13 protein-coding genes are annotated in these 16,529 nt (G+C 66.2%); 8 read left to right on the top strand and 5 right to left on the bottom strand.

From position 1 onward, the window contains the following. Positions 1-35: 35 nt before the first annotated feature. Together ACODSL_RS17280 and ACODSL_RS17275 are read right to left on the bottom strand one after the other, a co-directional pair. A complete protein-coding gene (locus tag ACODSL_RS17280; RefSeq protein WP_488901968.1) occupies positions 36-599 on the bottom strand; it encodes a TetR/AcrR family transcriptional regulator in 564 nt (187 codons plus the stop codon). A 648-nt stretch (positions 600-1,247) separates the two neighbouring features. Next, the gene (locus ACODSL_RS17275) at positions 1,248-2,327 is read right to left on the bottom strand and encodes an NAD(P)H-dependent flavin oxidoreductase (protein WP_488901967.1); all 1,080 of its coding nucleotides are present in this window, start codon (positions 2,325-2,327) and stop codon (positions 1,248-1,250) included. 247 nt (positions 2,328-2,574) lie between these two features. Between ACODSL_RS17275 and ACODSL_RS17270 the strand changes: the two genes are divergently transcribed. From ACODSL_RS17270 to ACODSL_RS17235, 8 genes are all read left to right on the top strand, one after another. Then, the gene (locus ACODSL_RS17270) at positions 2,575-3,849 is read left to right on the top strand and encodes a beta-ketoacyl-ACP synthase (RefSeq protein ID WP_488901966.1); all 1,275 of its coding nucleotides are present in this window, start codon (positions 2,575-2,577) and stop codon (positions 3,847-3,849) included. A gap of 219 nt (positions 3,850-4,068) precedes the next feature. Next, positions 4,069-4,497, top strand: coding sequence for a tautomerase family protein (locus ACODSL_RS17265; protein WP_488901965.1), 429 nt, complete (start codon positions 4,069-4,071; stop codon positions 4,495-4,497). A 32-nt stretch (positions 4,498-4,529) separates the two neighbouring features. Continuing rightward, positions 4,530-5,339 carry an SDR family NAD(P)-dependent oxidoreductase gene (locus tag ACODSL_RS17260; RefSeq protein WP_488901964.1) on the top strand — a complete coding sequence of 270 codons (810 nt, stop codon included), beginning with the start codon at positions 4,530-4,532 and terminating at the stop codon, positions 5,337-5,339. Positions 5,340-5,964: 625 nt separating this feature from the next. After that, a complete protein-coding gene (locus ACODSL_RS17255) occupies positions 5,965-7,197 on the top strand; it encodes a cytochrome P450 (RefSeq protein ID WP_488901963.1) in 1,233 nt (410 codons plus the stop codon). Positions 7,198-7,700: 503 nt separating this feature from the next. Then, on the top strand, positions 7,701-8,786 hold the full coding sequence (locus ACODSL_RS17250) for a Zn-dependent alcohol dehydrogenase (RefSeq protein ID WP_488901962.1): 1,086 nt from the start codon (positions 7,701-7,703) through the stop codon (positions 8,784-8,786). Between the two features lie 89 nt (positions 8,787-8,875). Then, positions 8,876-9,193, top strand: a complete 318-nt coding sequence (locus tag ACODSL_RS17245; protein ID WP_488901961.1) for a 2Fe-2S iron-sulfur cluster-binding protein — start codon at positions 8,876-8,878, stop codon at positions 9,191-9,193. 85 nt (positions 9,194-9,278) lie between these two features. Further along, positions 9,279-10,712, top strand: a complete 1,434-nt coding sequence (locus tag ACODSL_RS17240) for an aldehyde dehydrogenase family protein (protein WP_488901960.1) — start codon at positions 9,279-9,281, stop codon at positions 10,710-10,712. 508 nt (positions 10,713-11,220) lie between these two features. Then, on the top strand, positions 11,221-12,309 hold the full coding sequence (locus ACODSL_RS17235; protein WP_488901959.1) for a DsbA family protein: 1,089 nt from the start codon (positions 11,221-11,223) through the stop codon (positions 12,307-12,309). Between the two features lie 153 nt (positions 12,310-12,462). On the opposite strand, the gene ACODSL_RS17230 is transcribed toward ACODSL_RS17235, so the two are convergent. From ACODSL_RS17230 to ACODSL_RS17220, 3 genes are all read right to left on the bottom strand, one after another. Continuing rightward, the gene (locus ACODSL_RS17230) at positions 12,463-13,068 is read right to left on the bottom strand and encodes a TetR/AcrR family transcriptional regulator (RefSeq protein WP_488901958.1); all 606 of its coding nucleotides are present in this window, start codon (positions 13,066-13,068) and stop codon (positions 12,463-12,465) included. 667 nt (positions 13,069-13,735) lie between these two features. Next, complete coding sequence (locus ACODSL_RS17225; RefSeq protein WP_488901957.1) at positions 13,736-15,616, bottom strand: acetyl/propionyl/methylcrotonyl-CoA carboxylase subunit alpha; 1,881 nt, start codon at positions 15,614-15,616, stop codon at positions 13,736-13,738. Positions 15,617-15,689: 73 nt separating this feature from the next. Further along, a complete protein-coding gene (locus ACODSL_RS17220) occupies positions 15,690-16,529 on the bottom strand; it encodes an enoyl-CoA hydratase-related protein (RefSeq protein WP_488901956.1) in 840 nt (279 codons plus the stop codon).

Below are 16,529 nucleotides of genomic sequence, written 5' to 3'. Positions count from 1 at the left end.
GATCGGCTACAGGCCGCGCCGCTGTGGGGCCTAGCTCACGTGACGCCGCCTCCAACCGAACGGTCCATCAGCCCTTCGAACGCTTCGATTAGGTGCTGTCGAGCGTGCTGGTCGCCCATCAGTCTCCTCGCATGGGAGTAGCCAAGGAAGTAGCTGCGGAGCTCAAAATAGGCGGCGCTTGCCTCGGTCTCGGACAAGGGCGGATCGCGAAGCAGCCGCATATCAGCCGCGACAGCCGCACGGAAAGCCGCTAGCCGCGCCTTAAGCAGATCGCGAGCGGGGCCGGGCTGGTCATCAAGCTCGGTGCTCAGCACCCTCAACGGACAACCGGCCGAGCGGCAGATTTCGTCTTCCCAGTCCAGCCAGTGCGCAAATAGAGCCTTCAGCCTCGGTCGGCCCGGAGGGTGGCCTCTGGCCGGCGCCTCGACAGCCTGGGCGAAACGTTGAGTGGCCTCGGCGACAATCGCCAATTCAAGATCCGTCTTGCAGCCGAAGTGCCTGATCACCCCGCTCTTGGAGAGCCTCGCCCGCTTCGCCAATTCGCCAAGACTTAACGCCGCCAACCCGCGGTGCGCCGCTACATTGAGCGCCGCATCCACGATCCGCGCCCGAGTTTCTTGGCCCTTACGCAAAGATGCGCCTCTTTGAGGCGGCCGATCCGCGCGCCATGCGGAATAGGTTCGCGCCGCCGGCCCACGGCTCGACAATTCCAACGCCGAGGCGCCGCAAGGACCGCGGCGGCGGCCGGAATGGTTGAGTCATGGCCCTTCCCTGGAAGGTGCAGGTGGGCCTGGATCGCCGGAAGGCCCTCTCTGCGACTCCAACGGCATTCCCGCTCCTCACGGACGGACGAGGCCCGATTGCCTCGCCAAATGAGCCGCCAAAACCTCGCGCGGCGTTCTCCTGGGAACGTGCCCGAAAATCACGGGCCAGCCGGGCGCGCGCAACGCATCGTCGACGATCAAGACCATTCTGTTTTCACACTATCTCAGCCGGGCGGTTTTCGCTCCCGTCAACCCGCGCGCGCGGCTGCGGCCGGGCGACCTCGTCGCGCTGCTCGAAACAACGGCAGAGCAGGACGCCGCAAGGCCCGGCTGAGCCGCGCGCCCCGGCGCCCGGGGCGAAACCGAGGACCTGTACGGGTGGGTGGGGGACTCCGACCGCCACCCTCGACAGCAATGCGCCCCGATTTCGCAGGCCACCGGCCCGACGCACTCGGGCGTCGGGCTTTCTGGGGTCGGAACCGCCTAGATCAGGACGGTTTCGCGTGGGGATTGGGCCAAGGTCTCGATCTGCCCGTTCAACGCTCCGGTCAGGCGAGCTCGAATGATCGCTTCCGCCTCGGACATCATCCGCTCTATGAGCGCCTTCACCGTGGGGATGTCGTAGATGAGCCCGGCGACCATCCCACAGCTCCAGGCGCCCGCATCCATGTCGCCGTCCCGCATGACGCGCGGATAAACGCCGGCGACCTCTTCGGCGATGTCGCTGAAGGTGATCGCTGAGCCTAGCGTCTTCTCCTTCTGCACCAGGCGTTCGACCCCGGCGTTGATCAAGACCCGTTCGGTGTTACGCAGGGGACGCATTACGAGCCGGGTGTCCAGCTCGCTTGCGGCCAGGAGCGCCGCCTTGACATTGGCATGGACGGGCGCGTCCTCGGTGGCGACGAACCGGGTGCCCATGTTGACGCCATCCGCGCCCAGGCTGAGCGCTGCAACCAAGGACCTTCCGTCAGCCACGCCGCCCGAAGCGACGAACGGGATCTTAAGCTCGTCGGCAGCCCGCGGCAGGAGGATGAAGTTGGGAACGTCGTCTTCCCCCGGATGGCCGCCGCATTCGAACCCATCGACGCTGACCGCGTCACAGCCGATCGCTTCCGCCTTGAGCGCGTGACGCACCGACGTGCACTTGTGGATCACCTTGATCCCCGCTTCCTTGAGAGCGGGAAGCCATTGCTGCGGATTGTTGCCCGCGGTCTCGACCGCCTTGACGCCACTGTCGATGATCACTTTGACATACCCCGGATAGTCTGGCGGAGTGACCGAGGGCAGGAAGGTTAGGTTCACGCCGAATGGCTTGTCGGTCATTGTGCGACAGCGGGCGATTTCCTTTGCCAAGTTCTCGGGTGTGCCCTGGGTCAGAGCGGTGATGATTCCCAGGCCGCCGGCCTCGGAGACGGCCGCCGCCATCTCGGCGAATCCGACATAGTGCATGCCCCCCTGAATGATCGGGTGCTTTATCCCGAAGAGGTCCGTGATCCGGGTTCTCATGGTCGCATCCTTCCGTGTCGTGCGGCGCTGGTCTTGCAGGGGGTCAAGATCCACCATGGATCGACCTTACTAGATACGTTTTTGGCACTCACTGCGGTGCCTGGCAAGGCCCGCATGCCCCGGGCGTCGGCCCGCCGGCGCCCGATCGACGGGCGCGAGCTGCGGGGTTGATTTCAAATTCGAACGCGATAAAGAGCCGATGCCCCTGTGGGCGGAGTGCTCATCCGCGACGTCGGCCGCCCGGCGATCCGATCGTCAGAAGCTTCGGCCCGCAGATCGGCAGACCTGAACGAGAGCCATCTTCATGCGCCGCGTTGTCGTCACTGGGCTGGGCGTCGTCTCGCCTCTGGGCTGCGGAGCAGAGTTGGCTTGGGCCCGGCTCCTGGCGGGGCGGTCGGGCGTCCGCTACATGGCCAGTCGCCCGGGATGGCCGACGAGCACGCAATCGCCTCGCGTCGCGGGCGCCATTCTCGGGCTCGACCAAGATCCCGAGGGCGGTTTCGATCCCGAGATCGTGTCCAGTTCGCGCGAACGACGTAAAATGGATCGCTTCGTTCTGTTCGCGCTCGCCGCGGCGGATGAAGCGGTTCGCGCCTCGGGCGTCCTGAACGGCGGTCAGACGGACCGGGCGCGGATCGCGACGGTCGTGGGCTCCAGCCTCGGGGGACTTGAATCCATCGTCGATGCGGTCCCAAGCTGTCAGGGCCTGGGGGCTCACCGGTTGTCGCCCTTCGCCTTGCCCACCTTCCTTGGAAGCATGGCGGCCAGCTGGATCTCGATCCGACACGGCCTTATGGGACCCCTTGGCGCTCCGGAAGGCTCGTTCGCGGCTGGCCTTCAAGCCTTGGGCGACGGGGCGCGCCTGATCCGCGCCCATGAGGCGGACGTGGCGATCTGCGGCGCCTCCGAAGCTTGCCTCCATCCCTTGGTGTTTGGCGGTTTTGGCGCGGCGAAGGCGCTGGCGCCGTCAGGCGAGCGCTCGCCCGAAACCGTGTCCCGGCCCTTCGATCAAGGACGGGCGGGATTCGTCCTCGCCGAGGGCGCGGCCGTGCTTGTGCTAGAAGCCATGGACCACGCTGAAGCCAGGGGGGCGCAGCCGCTGGCGGAACTCGTTGGTTACGGGACCAGTGCGGACGCCCACCATATTACGGCCGCGCCCAGCAGTGGAGAGGGCGCGCAGCGCGCCATGAAAGTCGCCCTGGCCCAAGCAGGCGTGCCGCCGGCGGCCATTGGCTATGTGAACGCCCATGCCACATCGACCCCGATGGGGGACGCCTGCGAGCTTCGTGCAATTCGCGCTGTGTTTGGCGAGGCCAGGACCGCGATCGGAGCCACAAAGTCGGCGACCGGTCATCTGCTTGGCGCGGCGGGCGCACTCGAGGCGGTGTTCACGGTGCTCAGTCTGAGAGATCAGCGCCTGCCGCCTACCCTGAACCTTATGACCCCGGACCCCGCAGCGACGGGAATGGATCTGATTCGGGCCACACGTACGGTCGATGCGCTCGCCTATGCCATGACCAACAGCTTCGGATTCGGCGGGGTTAACGCCAGCGCCATTTTCCGACGTTTTACACACTGACCGTGGCCCTAGCGGCGAATACCCAGGGTTCGATGGGCTCCTCAAACGCCCGCGTATCGGCAGACGCACTGCGCTCCCGCCTCAAGGAATTTAGTGGGTTGTGGGTATTTTTTTGACACTCATAAGGCAAATGTGTCTTGACTAGGTGGTCGCCTGAGTGGCTTTTGCCGGGGCCGTTGCGACCAAGACCGTCGCCCTGGATAGAACGGGACACCACGCATGCCTCTTTGGAAAGTTTACCACCCCGTTGGGGCCTACAGCCGAGAGGACAAGCAGGCCTTTTCGACCAAAGTGACCGACCTCTACGGGCGGATCATGCCAAGGTTCTATGTGGGCGTGGTGTTCCAAGAGGTCGCCGACGAGTCGTTCTTTATCGGCGGCGAGTCGCGCTCCAATTTCGTGCGGATCTGGATCGATCACATTGCGCGTGCTTTTCCCTCGCCCGAGGCGGCGGTCCGCTTCGTGGACAAAGCAAATGAGGTCATCGCGCCTTGGGTGAAGGACCGCGGCCTCGATTGGGAATTCCACATCGACGAGACGCCGTTCGAGTACTGGTCGATCCAGGGCCACTTCCCGCCTAGGCAGGGGACGAAAGACGAGATGCGTTGGATGCAGGAAAATCGCGCTTCGCCGCGCACACACCCCTGAACCCGCCCCAAACCTAGGATGGACGGCGCCTCATGAGTACGGCTGAATCTGGCGGCCTCGCCGTCATTACCGGAGCTTCGTCGGGGATCGGCGCGACCTACGCCCAGCGGCTGGCCGCCCAAGGCCGAGCCCTTTTGCTCGTGGCCCGCCGACAGGATCGTCTCGCGCAGCTCGCGGCTGAATTGATCTCGCGGTACCGGACGCCTGTACAGACCTTGGTGGCTGACCTCGAACAGGTTCAGGACCTGTCACGCCTCGAAGAGGTCTTGGAGACCGAACATGTCGCAATGCTGGTCAACAACGCTGGCGCTGGCTCACTCGGACCGACGGCGCATAGCACCGCCGACCGGCAAGAACGATTGATCCGCTTGAATGTCGTGGCGCTGACACGTCTCTCGCTCGCGGCCCTGACGGGGTTCCGCAAGCGGGACGCCGGGGTGCTGGTCAACATCGGCTCGATCATCGCACATGCGCCGTCGGCCGGCGCCGCGGCCTACAGTGGCTCCAAGGCCTATGTCGCGAATTTCACCCGATCCCTGCAGCAAGAATACGCTGGCAGCGCGATCCGAATTCAGCTCGTCATGCCTGGCCCGATCCGCACCGAGTTCTTCTCCTCGCAGGGCATGAGTGACGCAGTGTTCCCGGATTCCGCATTCCTCACTGCAGAACAACTGGTCGATTCCGCCCTTGCGGGCCTGGCCGCCGAAGAGCCGGTCACAACCCCCTCCATGGCGAACCCTGAGGTTTGGGATGCGTTGGAGGCGGCCCGGCAGCAATACCTGGCCGCGACGCTTTCAGGCCAGGTGGCGCCCCGATATCTCGGCGCACGAGCTGACGCCTAGGGGCCGCCCAAGAGATCTCTTCTCCGCGCAAACCGCAATTTGACGACCCTGGAGGAGGAGCTGAGGCCACGACCCTCGATCCCGTTCTACGCGTGGGACGGCCTTTGGGGGCCCAGCATCGCCTGTGGTTCCGTCGAAGCCCTGGCGGATGGTGAGAGCGGCGCCATCTTCTTGGCGGCGTTCCCCCGCCAAGCCGATTCTGACCGCCGCCTGTCCGCAATCTGAAATCAGGTCCTCCCCGCATGGACGGCGTGGATCTGGGGCTCCTGCGCCCCCAACGACGTGTTGAAGCTCGCCTGAGCTCAGCGCCATGCAGCACGAGCGACCATCGGTCTCGCCCAAGGCCCGGACTTCTTTCCCGCAGTCGCGCGGCGCCACGCTGGAGCGTCATTGGTCCAGGCCACGGGATGGGGCGGCAAGCCTTATGGCGTCAGCGCGATGAGGTCGCATGCGACGGCAAAACGAGTGTTGTTTTCGAACCGACGCAATGATAGGTCTTATATGCCCATTCTTACGGATGGCGCAGTTCGCGGGTCGCCACCAGGGGCTGCCGCTGCGGTTGTTGCGCAACCGGGCGGCATGGCGTCGACCTGATGCAATGATAAGACCGACGAGGAAACGGACAATGGACGACGGCGCGATCGACTGGCGTTTGACGGCCCGGGCGGAGGCCTACGCCGCGCCTCTGGAAACGATCGATCCGGTCGACAGCGAAATCTTCCGCAACGGAACCTTCGAATTCGTTTTCGAACGCCTGCGTTCTGAGGATCCGGTCCACTATTCGAACAACAATCCGGACGGGCCCTATTGGTCCGTCACGAAGTATAACGACATCATGTTCGTGGACATGAACCACGAACTCTTTTCGTCGGAGCCCGCGATCACCTATCGCGATCCGCCCGCGGATTTGCCGCTCAACATGTTCATCGCCATGGATCCCCCGCGCCACCAGGCGCAGCGCGCGTCCGTCGCGCCTGCGCTGAGCACTCACAATCTAAAGGAAATGGAGCCCCTGATCCGGGGTCGTGTCCGGTCGATCCTGGATGGCCTTCCGCGCGGTGAGACGTTCGACTGGGTGGATCGCGTCTCCATTGAACTCACGTCTCAGATGCTCGCCACACTGCTGGATTTCCCATTCGAGGACCGGCGCCGACTCCCGCACTGGTCCGACATCGCCACCGCGGGCAACCTGGACCGCAGCTATGTGGTGGGCGAGCTGATGGAATGCGGCGCGTATTTCACGCGCCTTTGGAACGAGCGGGTGAACGCGCCGCCGCGGGGCGACCTGATCTCGATGCTCGCCCATGGGGAGGCCACGCGGCACATGACCCCCCAGGAATTTCTCGGCAACACCATCCTGCTCATCATCGGCGGCAACGACACCACCCGTAACTCGATGACAGGGGGCCTGCTGGCGCTCAATCAGAACCCTGCAGAGTACGACAAGCTCCTCGCCAATCCCACGCTGATCCCGAACATGGTCTCAGAGATGATACGTTGGCAGACCCCGTTGGCCTATATGCGGCGCGTCGCAACACGGGACGTTGAGCTTGGCGGCAAGCAGATCCGCAAGGGCGACAAGGTCCTGATGTGGTACGTGTCCGGCAACCGGGACGAAGACGTCATTGAGCGAGCGAACGAATTCCTGATCGATCGTCCGCGCGTCCGCCAGCACCTGTCATATGGCTTCGGCATCCACCGGTGCGTTGGGAACCGGCTCGCCGAGATGCAGCTGACGATCTTGTGGGAAGAGATCCTAAGCCGCTTCCCAAAGATCGAAGTCGCCGGCGAACCCGTCCGCTCCGCCTCGTCCTTCGCCAACGGCTTCAGCCACTTGCCCGTGCGCATTCCATTGTGATGGCCGGCCGCGGATCACCCCAACCATAGGATTCCGACTTCCGGGCAGCTCTAGGGCCAGGGTGTCAGCGCACAGGCGCGGGACACCCAGCGCCGCCAAGAATCTCCCGCTCCGTCCATCAGTGAGAAATGCAGACCATGTGTGGCGCGCCGATCCTTGTAACCAACTCCGGACGTCAGGTCGGCTCCGTCGGCCGCAGCATCGTTCGCGCCCCTCGCGCCCAGGGGCTGCCGGTCGTCGCCTTTGGGCGCGCCAGCGACCGCCGCGCCAAGGCTCTCTGCAACAAAGCCAAGTTCCTCCGCCCGCCGCATCTCCTCCCAAACGGAATAGCGGGCCAACTCGGCCTGATAGGGGCATATGCCCTTATCAGGCCGGTTCTTTCGTTATTTGCCCGCCCATGAACCACGGCGTCGCCCCTAGCCGACGCTTCGACTGAATTCGAAGTCCCTGTCCGAGCCAACACCCCTCCCCCCCTTTGAGCCCTGCCTTCCCGGAGATACCAGATGAAAGCCGCCGTCCTGCGCCAAGTCGGTCAGCCCTTGCAGATCGAGGACGTTAAGATCAACAAGCCCGGGCCGCACGAGGTGTTGATACGCACCGCCGCCGCCGGGGTGTGCCACTCAGACCTGCATTTTATCGAGGGGGCCTATCCTTATCCGCTTCCCGCCGTGCTGGGGCACGAGTCTTCCGGGATCGTCGAGCAGGTGGGTTCCGAAGTTAGGACGGTAAAGCCCGGCGACCATGTGGTGACCTGCCTTTCTGCGTTCTGTGGACACTGCAACCACTGCCTGACGGGTCACATGTCGCTCTGCGTTTCGCCCGAAACGCGACGGGGAGATGACGATGAGCCGCGGTTGGCTTCGACGACCGGCGGCCTCAACCAATTCCTGAACCTGTCGTCGTTCGCCGAACACATGCTGATCCACGAACATGCGTGCGCGCCGATACGCAAGGACATGCCCCTCGATGTGGCGGCCCTCCTCGGCTGCGCGGTGACCACGGGCGTCGGGGCGGTGATCCACACCTCCAGCGTCCGACCGGGCGAGACCGTCGCCGTTGTCGGTTGCGGCGGTGTTGGTCTGGCGGCCGTCAATGGCGCGGCCATCGCCGGCGCCGGCCGCATCATCGCCATCGACACCCAGGCCAGCAAGCTCGAGCTTGCGCGCGCCTTTGGCGCGACGGACGTGATCAACGCCTCCGACGGCGACGTGGTCAAGCGGGTGCAGGAGCTGACGGGCGGTGGCGTCCAGCACAGCTTCGAGGCCATTGGCCTGAAGACTACGACTGAGCAGGCGTTCGCCATGCTGGCGCGTGGCGGCGTCGCCAATGTGATCGGCATGATCCCGGTGGGGACGAAGATTGAACTCGATGGCTACGAGTTCCTGGGCGAGAAGCGAATCCAGGGCAGCTTCATGGGGTCCAACCGCTTTCCGGTCGATCTGCCCCGGTTCGTCGACTTCTATATGCAGGGCAAGCTTCATCTGGATCAGATGATCTCCCGGCGCATCAAGCTCGACCAGGTCAACGAAGCCTTCGCCGAACTCAAGCGCGGCGAACTGGCGCGCAGCGTCATCATATTCGACGCCTAGCCCGCGCGCCGAGGTGGATGCGGCGGCTCCGAATTCCGTCGCATCTCACTTGCCGCGTCCCCAGCCAATTTTCCAGCAGGACTCACTCCATGCCGCAGATCACCTACGTCGAGCACAGCGGGCGGACTCACACCCTCGACGTCGACATCGGCGTCAGCATCATGGAAGCCGCGGTCAAGAACAGCATCCCCGGCATCGACGCCGACTGCGGCGGGGCCTGCGCCTGCGCCACGTGCCATGTCTACGTCGATGCGGCTTGGCTTGACGCCCTGCCCCCAAAGTCCCCGACCGAGGAGCAGATGCTGGAGTTCGCGGATGGCGCGACGGCCAGCAGCCGACTGTCCTGCCAGCTCAAGGTCACCGCCGCGCTCGATGGCATCCGCCTCACCATGCCCGAAAGCCAATAGCCGACGCGTCCGGCGGCGATGGATCCCGCTTCAGCCTAGGAGCGGCCCAAACGCCGCTCCCTCCCTCAGATAGAAGGCCAACACCATGAGAGACTACCGCAAGCTCTATATCGACGGCGCATGGGTCGACAGCGTGGGGGGCTCGTCGCACGATATCGTCAATCCCGCGACCGAGGCCGTGATCGGGCAGATCAGCCTGGGGACTGTCGAAGACGTCGACCGGGCCGTGGCGGCGGCGCGGCGTGCGTTCGTAGGCTTCTCGCGGAGTTCCCGCGCGGACCGGCTGGGGCTGCTGAACGCCATCCTCGGGGGTTTCGCGGCGCGCCAGCAGGAGCTTGCGGACGCCTTGGTCGAGGAGCTCGGGGCGCCGGCCAAGCTGGCGCTCGAGGCGCATGTCGGCTCTGGGCTCATGCACCTGATGACCGGTATCGAAGTCCTGAAAACCTACCCGTTCGAAACGCCGGCCAGCGCGCGAACCAATGTGCGGCGGGAGCCGGTGGGCGTGGTGGGGATGATCACGCCGTGGAATTGGCCGATCAATCAGGTGATGTGCAAGATCGTGCCCGCCATCGCCACCGGCAACACGATGGTCCACAAGCCGTCAGAGGTCACCCCGTTCACCGCTCACATCATCGCCGAAATCCTCCACGCCGCGGGCGTGCCGGCCGGCGTCTACAACCTGGTCGACGGCGAAGGCCCGACCGTTGGGAGCGCCATCTCCTCCCATCCTGGTGTGGACATGGTGTCGTTCACCGGCTCGACGCGCGCCGGCGTCGACGTGGCCAAGCGCGCCGCGGACACGGTCAAGCGCGTTCACCAGGAACTGGGGGGCAAGTCGCCCAACATCGTGCTGGAGGGCGCGGACCTGCCGCAGGCGGTCGGTGAGAACATTCACCGCCTGCTGATGAACAGCGGTCAGACCTGTCACGCCCCCACGCGCCTGCTGGCGCCGCGCGCGCGGCTTGAGGAAGTCAAGGCGATCGCCGCCCATGTGGTCGGCACGCTGCCCGTCGGCGATCCGACCGAGGGCGCCTTCCTTGGGCCGGTGGTCTCGGAGCGCCAATGGACGCGCATCCAGACGCTGATCCAACAGGGGATCGACGAAGGGGCCACCCTGGTGACGGGCGGGCCGGGCCGTCCTGAAGGTCTCGCCAAGGGCTACTATGTCCGCCCCACCGTGTTCGCGGACGTCACCAACGACATGACGATCGCCCGCGAAGAGATCTTCGGTCCGGTGCTCTGCATCATCGGCTACGACGATGTCGATGAGGCGGTCCGCATCGCCAATGACACCCCGTATGGCCTGGCCGCCTATGTGCAGGCGTCGACGGACGCGCAAGCGGAAGAGGTCGCCGCACAGATCGAAGCCGGGATGATCTACATCAACGGCGCGGGCGAGGACGGCGCCGCCCCGTTCGGCGGGTACAAGATGTCAGGAAACGGGCGCGAATGGGGAGAAGCCGCCTTCGGCGATTATCTCGAAACCAAGGCCGTCATCCATCGACCCGCAGCCAGCTAAAGTGTTAGAACAGCATCTATAATGGGAGCGCCGCGGGCCCGACACATCACGGTCGATCGGTCCGCGCGCGTCCCAGACCGCGAGGGCTCGCCACGTTCGGCGGCGGCGCCAGCCGGACTCGAGCATTTCGGGTCTGAAGGCTCCTCGGAGGGCGGAACGCCTTCCGCTCAGATCGTCGCGGCTGGGGTCGCCAGACTGTGGGCCCCGACGAGCCTGAACGCCTGGATGCATGCCCTCGACAGCCGGTCTTCGGTCGTTCTGGCGATCGTGCAGCGCGCAATCCGCCCGATGGGGCTGGCGCGACTCCGGAGCGCTCCCGAGACAGGGCCCGCTTCGCTTCCCAGGGCCGCCCCCTCGCGCCCGCGGCGCCTGCCCAGTTTTCGATGTCCGAGCGGCGAGGCGCTCCGGCAGCCGGCGCCGAGAGTCCGAAGAGGCAGCCTGATCGTCTCGTCATTGTCCTCCAACGAGGGTTGGCCCGGTTGTCGACAGCGCTACGGAGTGGCGCACCATGAAAGCTAAGCCTATCGTCCGGATGCGCCGCTCGATCGTCGGCGCGCTTCGGATCGTCGGCGACAAGTGGACCATGCTGCTGGTCCACGACATGGCCCTGGGCGTTCGCCGCTTTGATGAGCTGCGCGCCAACACCGGCATCCCGCGCAGCACCCTGACCGCCCGCCTGAGGAACCTCGAGGCGCGGGGCCTTGTCGAGCGGGTGCGCTACCAGACCCGGCCTCCCCGCGACGAATATCGCCTGACCGACATGGGTCATGGCCTCTGGACGGTGACCACGGCCCTGCGCGAATGGAGCGACCGATGGGACGTCTCCGGCGACGGCGCGCCCACCGTCTGTGTGATCGACCGCGACACCGGCCATCAGCTCCGTCTGGACCTGGTGGATCCGCTGACCGGTCAGGCCGTGCCGCGGGAGCGGGTCGAGCTGCGCGCCGGCCCGGCCGCCGACGAGGCGGTCCGCGCCCTGCTCGAGAGCCTCCGCAAAGGTAGCCTTGCCAAGGCCGGATGGCCGCAATTCTACTTCGATTTCCAAAGCCCCCAAAGCTATCTCGCGCATAGCCAGCTGGAGACGCTGGGGGCTCCTGTTCGGCTCGCGCCGATCTCTGTGGGTCAGTTGATGACATTGACCGACAAGGTGCCGGCCGCGTCCAACAGCGCGGCCGAGGCCGCCTATGTGAGCGCGGATCTCGGGCGCTGGGCCGCTCGCTACGGTGTGCCCATGATCCCTCCAGACAGGGGCCAGCTGGACCCCGAGCTTCTGCTTCGCGTGGTGATGGCGGCGCCCGACGAGGTCGTGCGGGCCGCGGCGACGGACGTGATCTTCAAGGCGGTTTGGGGTGGGCAGGGCGACGCCTCGCCTGGCGGGCTAGAGGCTCTGTTGGCGGCCCACGGCTTGCCCGCCGCCGAGCTCATCGCCGCTGCGGGCCAGGGTCCGGCGATCGCGGCGTTGTCGGCGGCGACGGAGGCCGCAGCACGGCGCGGCGTGTTCAGCGTGCCGACCTTCATTGTCGACGGCGAGATATTCTTTGGGAACGACCGGCTCGATTTCGTGCGCGAGCGCCTGACGTCCCAGGTGGAGTCCTAGAGGCCTCTCTCGGAGGCTTCGTGGACCCGCACGAGAAAAGGATAGCCGCGGGACGCCGACAGGCCAGGAATCAGCCTTCCTGGCCTGTCGGCCCGACCATCGCCTGCCGCCAGACTCGGTCCTTTGGCGCATCGGACGCGGATCCTGCGAACCTCAGCGGCTGAGCGCTCTGCTGTCCTCGAGCCCGCGGAGGATCGTGGCGACAACGGCGTTCCGGCTGGCTCTGGCGTCCAGGGCGGGCGAAAGCTTGCCCGCCAGGTCCAGCGCGAGAAGCCCATGGAGGGTCGCCCAGAACAGATGACCGGCGAGTTCCACCTCCGCGGCGGACGAGCACACTTGGTGGGAGCGCGCCAAGCCTAGCACCAAGGCCGACCGCACCCGACCCGTCACCGCGTCCAGGTCCGCATCCATCCGGTCTTGCGCAGGCCCGAGCTCGAACATCAGGCGATAGACACCAGGGTGTTCGGCCGCAAAGGTGAAGTAGGCGTCAGCGAGTTGGGCGTTCGACGCATCAGGGCGCGCGTTCACCGTTTCAAGCGAGGTTGCGAGGCGCTCGAACGCGCGGACGCACATCGCGTTCATCAGGGCCTGTTTGGTCTCGAAATAGCGGTAGGGCGTCATGGCGCTGACGTTGAGCTTGGCGGCCACCGCGCGCAGGCTCACGGCATTCGGCCCCCCCGCTTCAAGCAAGGTCTCGGCGGCATGGCAGAGACGAACCCTGAAGGCCGCGACCTCCGCGTCGTTCAGGCTCTTGGCCACTGGACGTCCCCTCCCAGCTGCTTCCCAGAAGGCTTCGCGGCCAACGCCAAGGGGTACCTCTAGAACTAGTAAGTGTTATTTTGACATCTAATGGCCGCGCGAGCAACCTTCCGTCCGTGGCCCATGGTGCGGCGTTGGCGGCGCCACGCCCGTCCCTTCTCGACCAGGGCCAGGAACATGCTGGACGGTCTGCTCACCATAAGAACGTCTGTGAGCGGACATATTCTCAGCGAAATCGCGAATGGCGCCCTGAGCTTGACCGTCAATAGGGTCGAGAAGAGGAACGCCATCACCGTTTGGGCGCCTGTCGTGTCGGCCGGGATCTTGCAGCCTCGGGCGAGCCCTTCTCGGCGGCCTGCCTAAAGTTCCACCTGAGGTTTCTCGCATCGGCGCCTGAGCGCGCCGATGTCGGCACGCACGTGCAACTAGGCTACCGCATCCAAGATCTCCACGAGGTGATCTTGCTGCACACAAAGTTGCTCACCATGCCCTGCCGATAAGAGCTTATCTTAAGGTCGGGGCCCCCGGCGCGGCGAAGCGCTTCGGTCGCCGTCCCCGAGCGCGCGCGCCTTGGCTGGACGGCGTCCCTTCTCTCCGATTTTGCGGCGCCGGGCCAGCAGGTCGTCGATGGTGTCGTAGCCGACGCAGAGGCGGATCATGTGCACGGTCATGCCGCGGCGGCCTTCTTCAGCCGGGCCAGGGCCACGCCCTCGCTGACCTGGTCCCCGGCGCTGACGCTGAGCGCCTCCACCTCCCCGTCGAAGGGCGCGGTGAGCGCGTGCTCCATCTTCATGGCCTCCAGGGTCATCAGGGCCTGGCCGCGGGAGACCTTGTCGCCCACGGCCACCGAGACGGCCACCACCTTGCCCGGCATGGGCGAGACAATGGCGCCGTCGCCGCTGACCTCGTCGAGGCTGCGCAGAGGCGGCTTGGTGGAGAGCACGTAGGTCTCGCCGCCCTCGAACACCACCACCGCGTCCTCGGTCATCAGCACGTCGGCCTCGAGGTCACCCTCGGGCAACGGGGCGTCGATGGGACGGCCGTCGAGAAACAGCCGCACAGTGGTCTGGGCGGGCGCGTTCATGCGGAAGCCGGTGAGGCCGCTCCAGGGCGACGCGGTGTCGTCCTGAGCCTCGCTGAGCGTCGCGGCGGCGGCCACCGACAGGATGTCCATGGACGGCAGGGGTTGGGCCGCCAGGGCCTCCAGGCGGGCCGGGATGAAGCCGGTGTCCACGTCGCCCGAGATGAAGTCCGGATGGTCCAGGCAGCGGGCCAGGAAACCGGCGTTGGTCCGCACCGGCCAGACCTCCACCTCGGCGCAGGCCTGGGCCAGCTCGTCGCCCGCCCCCTCGCGGGTGGGGGCATAGGCGATCAGCTTGGCGATCATCGGGTCGTAAAACGGGCTGACCTCGTCGCCCTCCTCCACCGCCGAATCGACGCGGATGCCGTCGGGCGTGTGGAAGTGTTCCAGCAGGCCGATGGAGGGCAGGAAGCCGGCGGCGGGGTTCTCGGCGTAGAGCCGGGCCTCCATGGCATGGCCGGTGAGCTTGATCTCGTCCTGGGCCAGCGGCAGAGGCTCGCCGGAGGCGACGCGGAACTGCCATTCCACGAGGTCGACCCCGGTGACGGCCTCGGTGACCGGATGCTCCACCTGCAGCCGGGTGTTCATCTCCATGAACCAGATGCGGTCGGGCTTCAGCCCCTCCGACGCGTCGGCGATGAACTCCACCGTCCCGGCGCCCACATAGCCCACCGCCTGGGCGGCCTTCACCGCGGCGGCGGTGACGGCGGCGCGGGCCGCCTCGCTCATGCCGGGGGCCGGGGCCTCCTCGATGACCTTCTGGTGCCGCCGCTGCAGGGAGCAGTCGCGCTCATAGAGGTGGACCACGTTGCCGTGGCTGTCGCCGAACACCTGCACCTCGATATGGCGCGGGCGGGTGACGTATTTCTCGATCAGCACCCGGTCGTCGCCGAACGACGATGCGGCTTCCCGCTGGCAGGAGGCCAGGGCGGCGGCGAAGTCACCGGCGGCCTCCACCTTGCGCATGCCCTTGCCGCCGCCGCCGGCCACGGCCTTGATCAGCACCGGATAGCCGGTCTTGTCGGCCTCGGCCTGCAGGCGGGCCACCGACTGGTCCTCGCCCAGATAGCCCGGGGTCACCGGCACGCCGGCCTTGTCCATCAGCGACTTGGCGGCGTCCTTCAGGCCCATGGCGTTGATGGCGCTGGGCGGCGGGCCGATCCAGATCAGCCCGGCCTTGACCACCGCCTCGGCGAAGGCGGCGTTCTCGGACAGGAAGCCATAGCCGGGATGGATCGCCTCGGCCCCCGTGGCCTTCGCGGCGGCGATGATCTTCTCGCCCACCAGATAGCTTTCACGGGCCGCGGCGGGGCCGATCAGCACCGCCTGATCCGCCTCGCGCACATGGGGCGCATCGGCGTCGGCCTCGGAATAGACCGCCACGGTGGCGATCCCCATTCGGCGGGCGGTCCGGAAGACCCGGCGGGCGATTTCGCCGCGATTGGCGACCAATATGGACTTCAGCATGCGCTCAATGAACCTCAGCCGGTACGTCCTTCAAGGATCGCACCGGGATTTCGGAGAAATAATTCCAGCGTCTTCAAGCAACCCAGGAAGGCTTCTTCTTCTCCAGAAACGCGCGGACGCCTTCCTGGCCCTCCTCGCCCACTCGCGCCCGGGCGATGCGCTTGGATGTTTCTTCCATCAGGCCGTGATCGATCTTCTGGAACGCCACGTCGTTCACCAGGGCCTTGGAGTCGGCCACCGCACCCGGCGCGCAAGCCATCATCTCGGTCGAAATCCGCGCGATCGCGGCGTCCAGGCCCGCGGCGTCGGCGACCGTCTCCGTGATCAGGCCGACCTTCTCGCCATGGGCGGCGTCGAACACTCGGCCGGTGGCCAGCAGGCCCCGCGCGTTCCGGGGCCCGATGGCGCCCACCACATAGGGGCTGATGGTCGCCGCGATCAGGCCGAGCTTCACCTCGGAGAAGCTGAACTTCGCGCCCTCGACCGCCACCGCCAGGTCGCAGGCCGCCGCCAAGCCGCAGCCCCCGCCAAACGCTCCGCCCTCGACCAGGGCCACGGTCAGCGCCGGGATGTCCCACAGGCTCTTCAGCATGCGCGCCATCTGCAAGGCGTCGTCCTTGTTGTCAGCCTCGCTCCATTCGGCCGCCTCGCGCATCCATTCCAGGTCGGCGCCGGCCGAGAAGAACGACCCCTCCCCCTTCAGGAACACGACCCGCACGCCCTCGGCCCCTTGCAAGGTCTCGAAGGCTTCGCGCAGGGCCGCGATCAGTTCGGCGTTGAAGGCGTTGCGCTGGGCCGGGCGGTTCATGGTCACGACGGCCACGCCCTCGGCGGTCGCCGAGATCTGCACGAGCTGAGAGGTGGCGTCCGAATCGACGCCCTCGACAAGGGGATCGGCGATGGGGTTGGTCAT

Source organism: Caulobacter sp. FG121 (assembly GCF_057809815.1).
The sequence above is the reverse complement of the archived record's forward strand: the minus strand, read 5'-3'. Positions and strand labels throughout refer to the sequence as shown.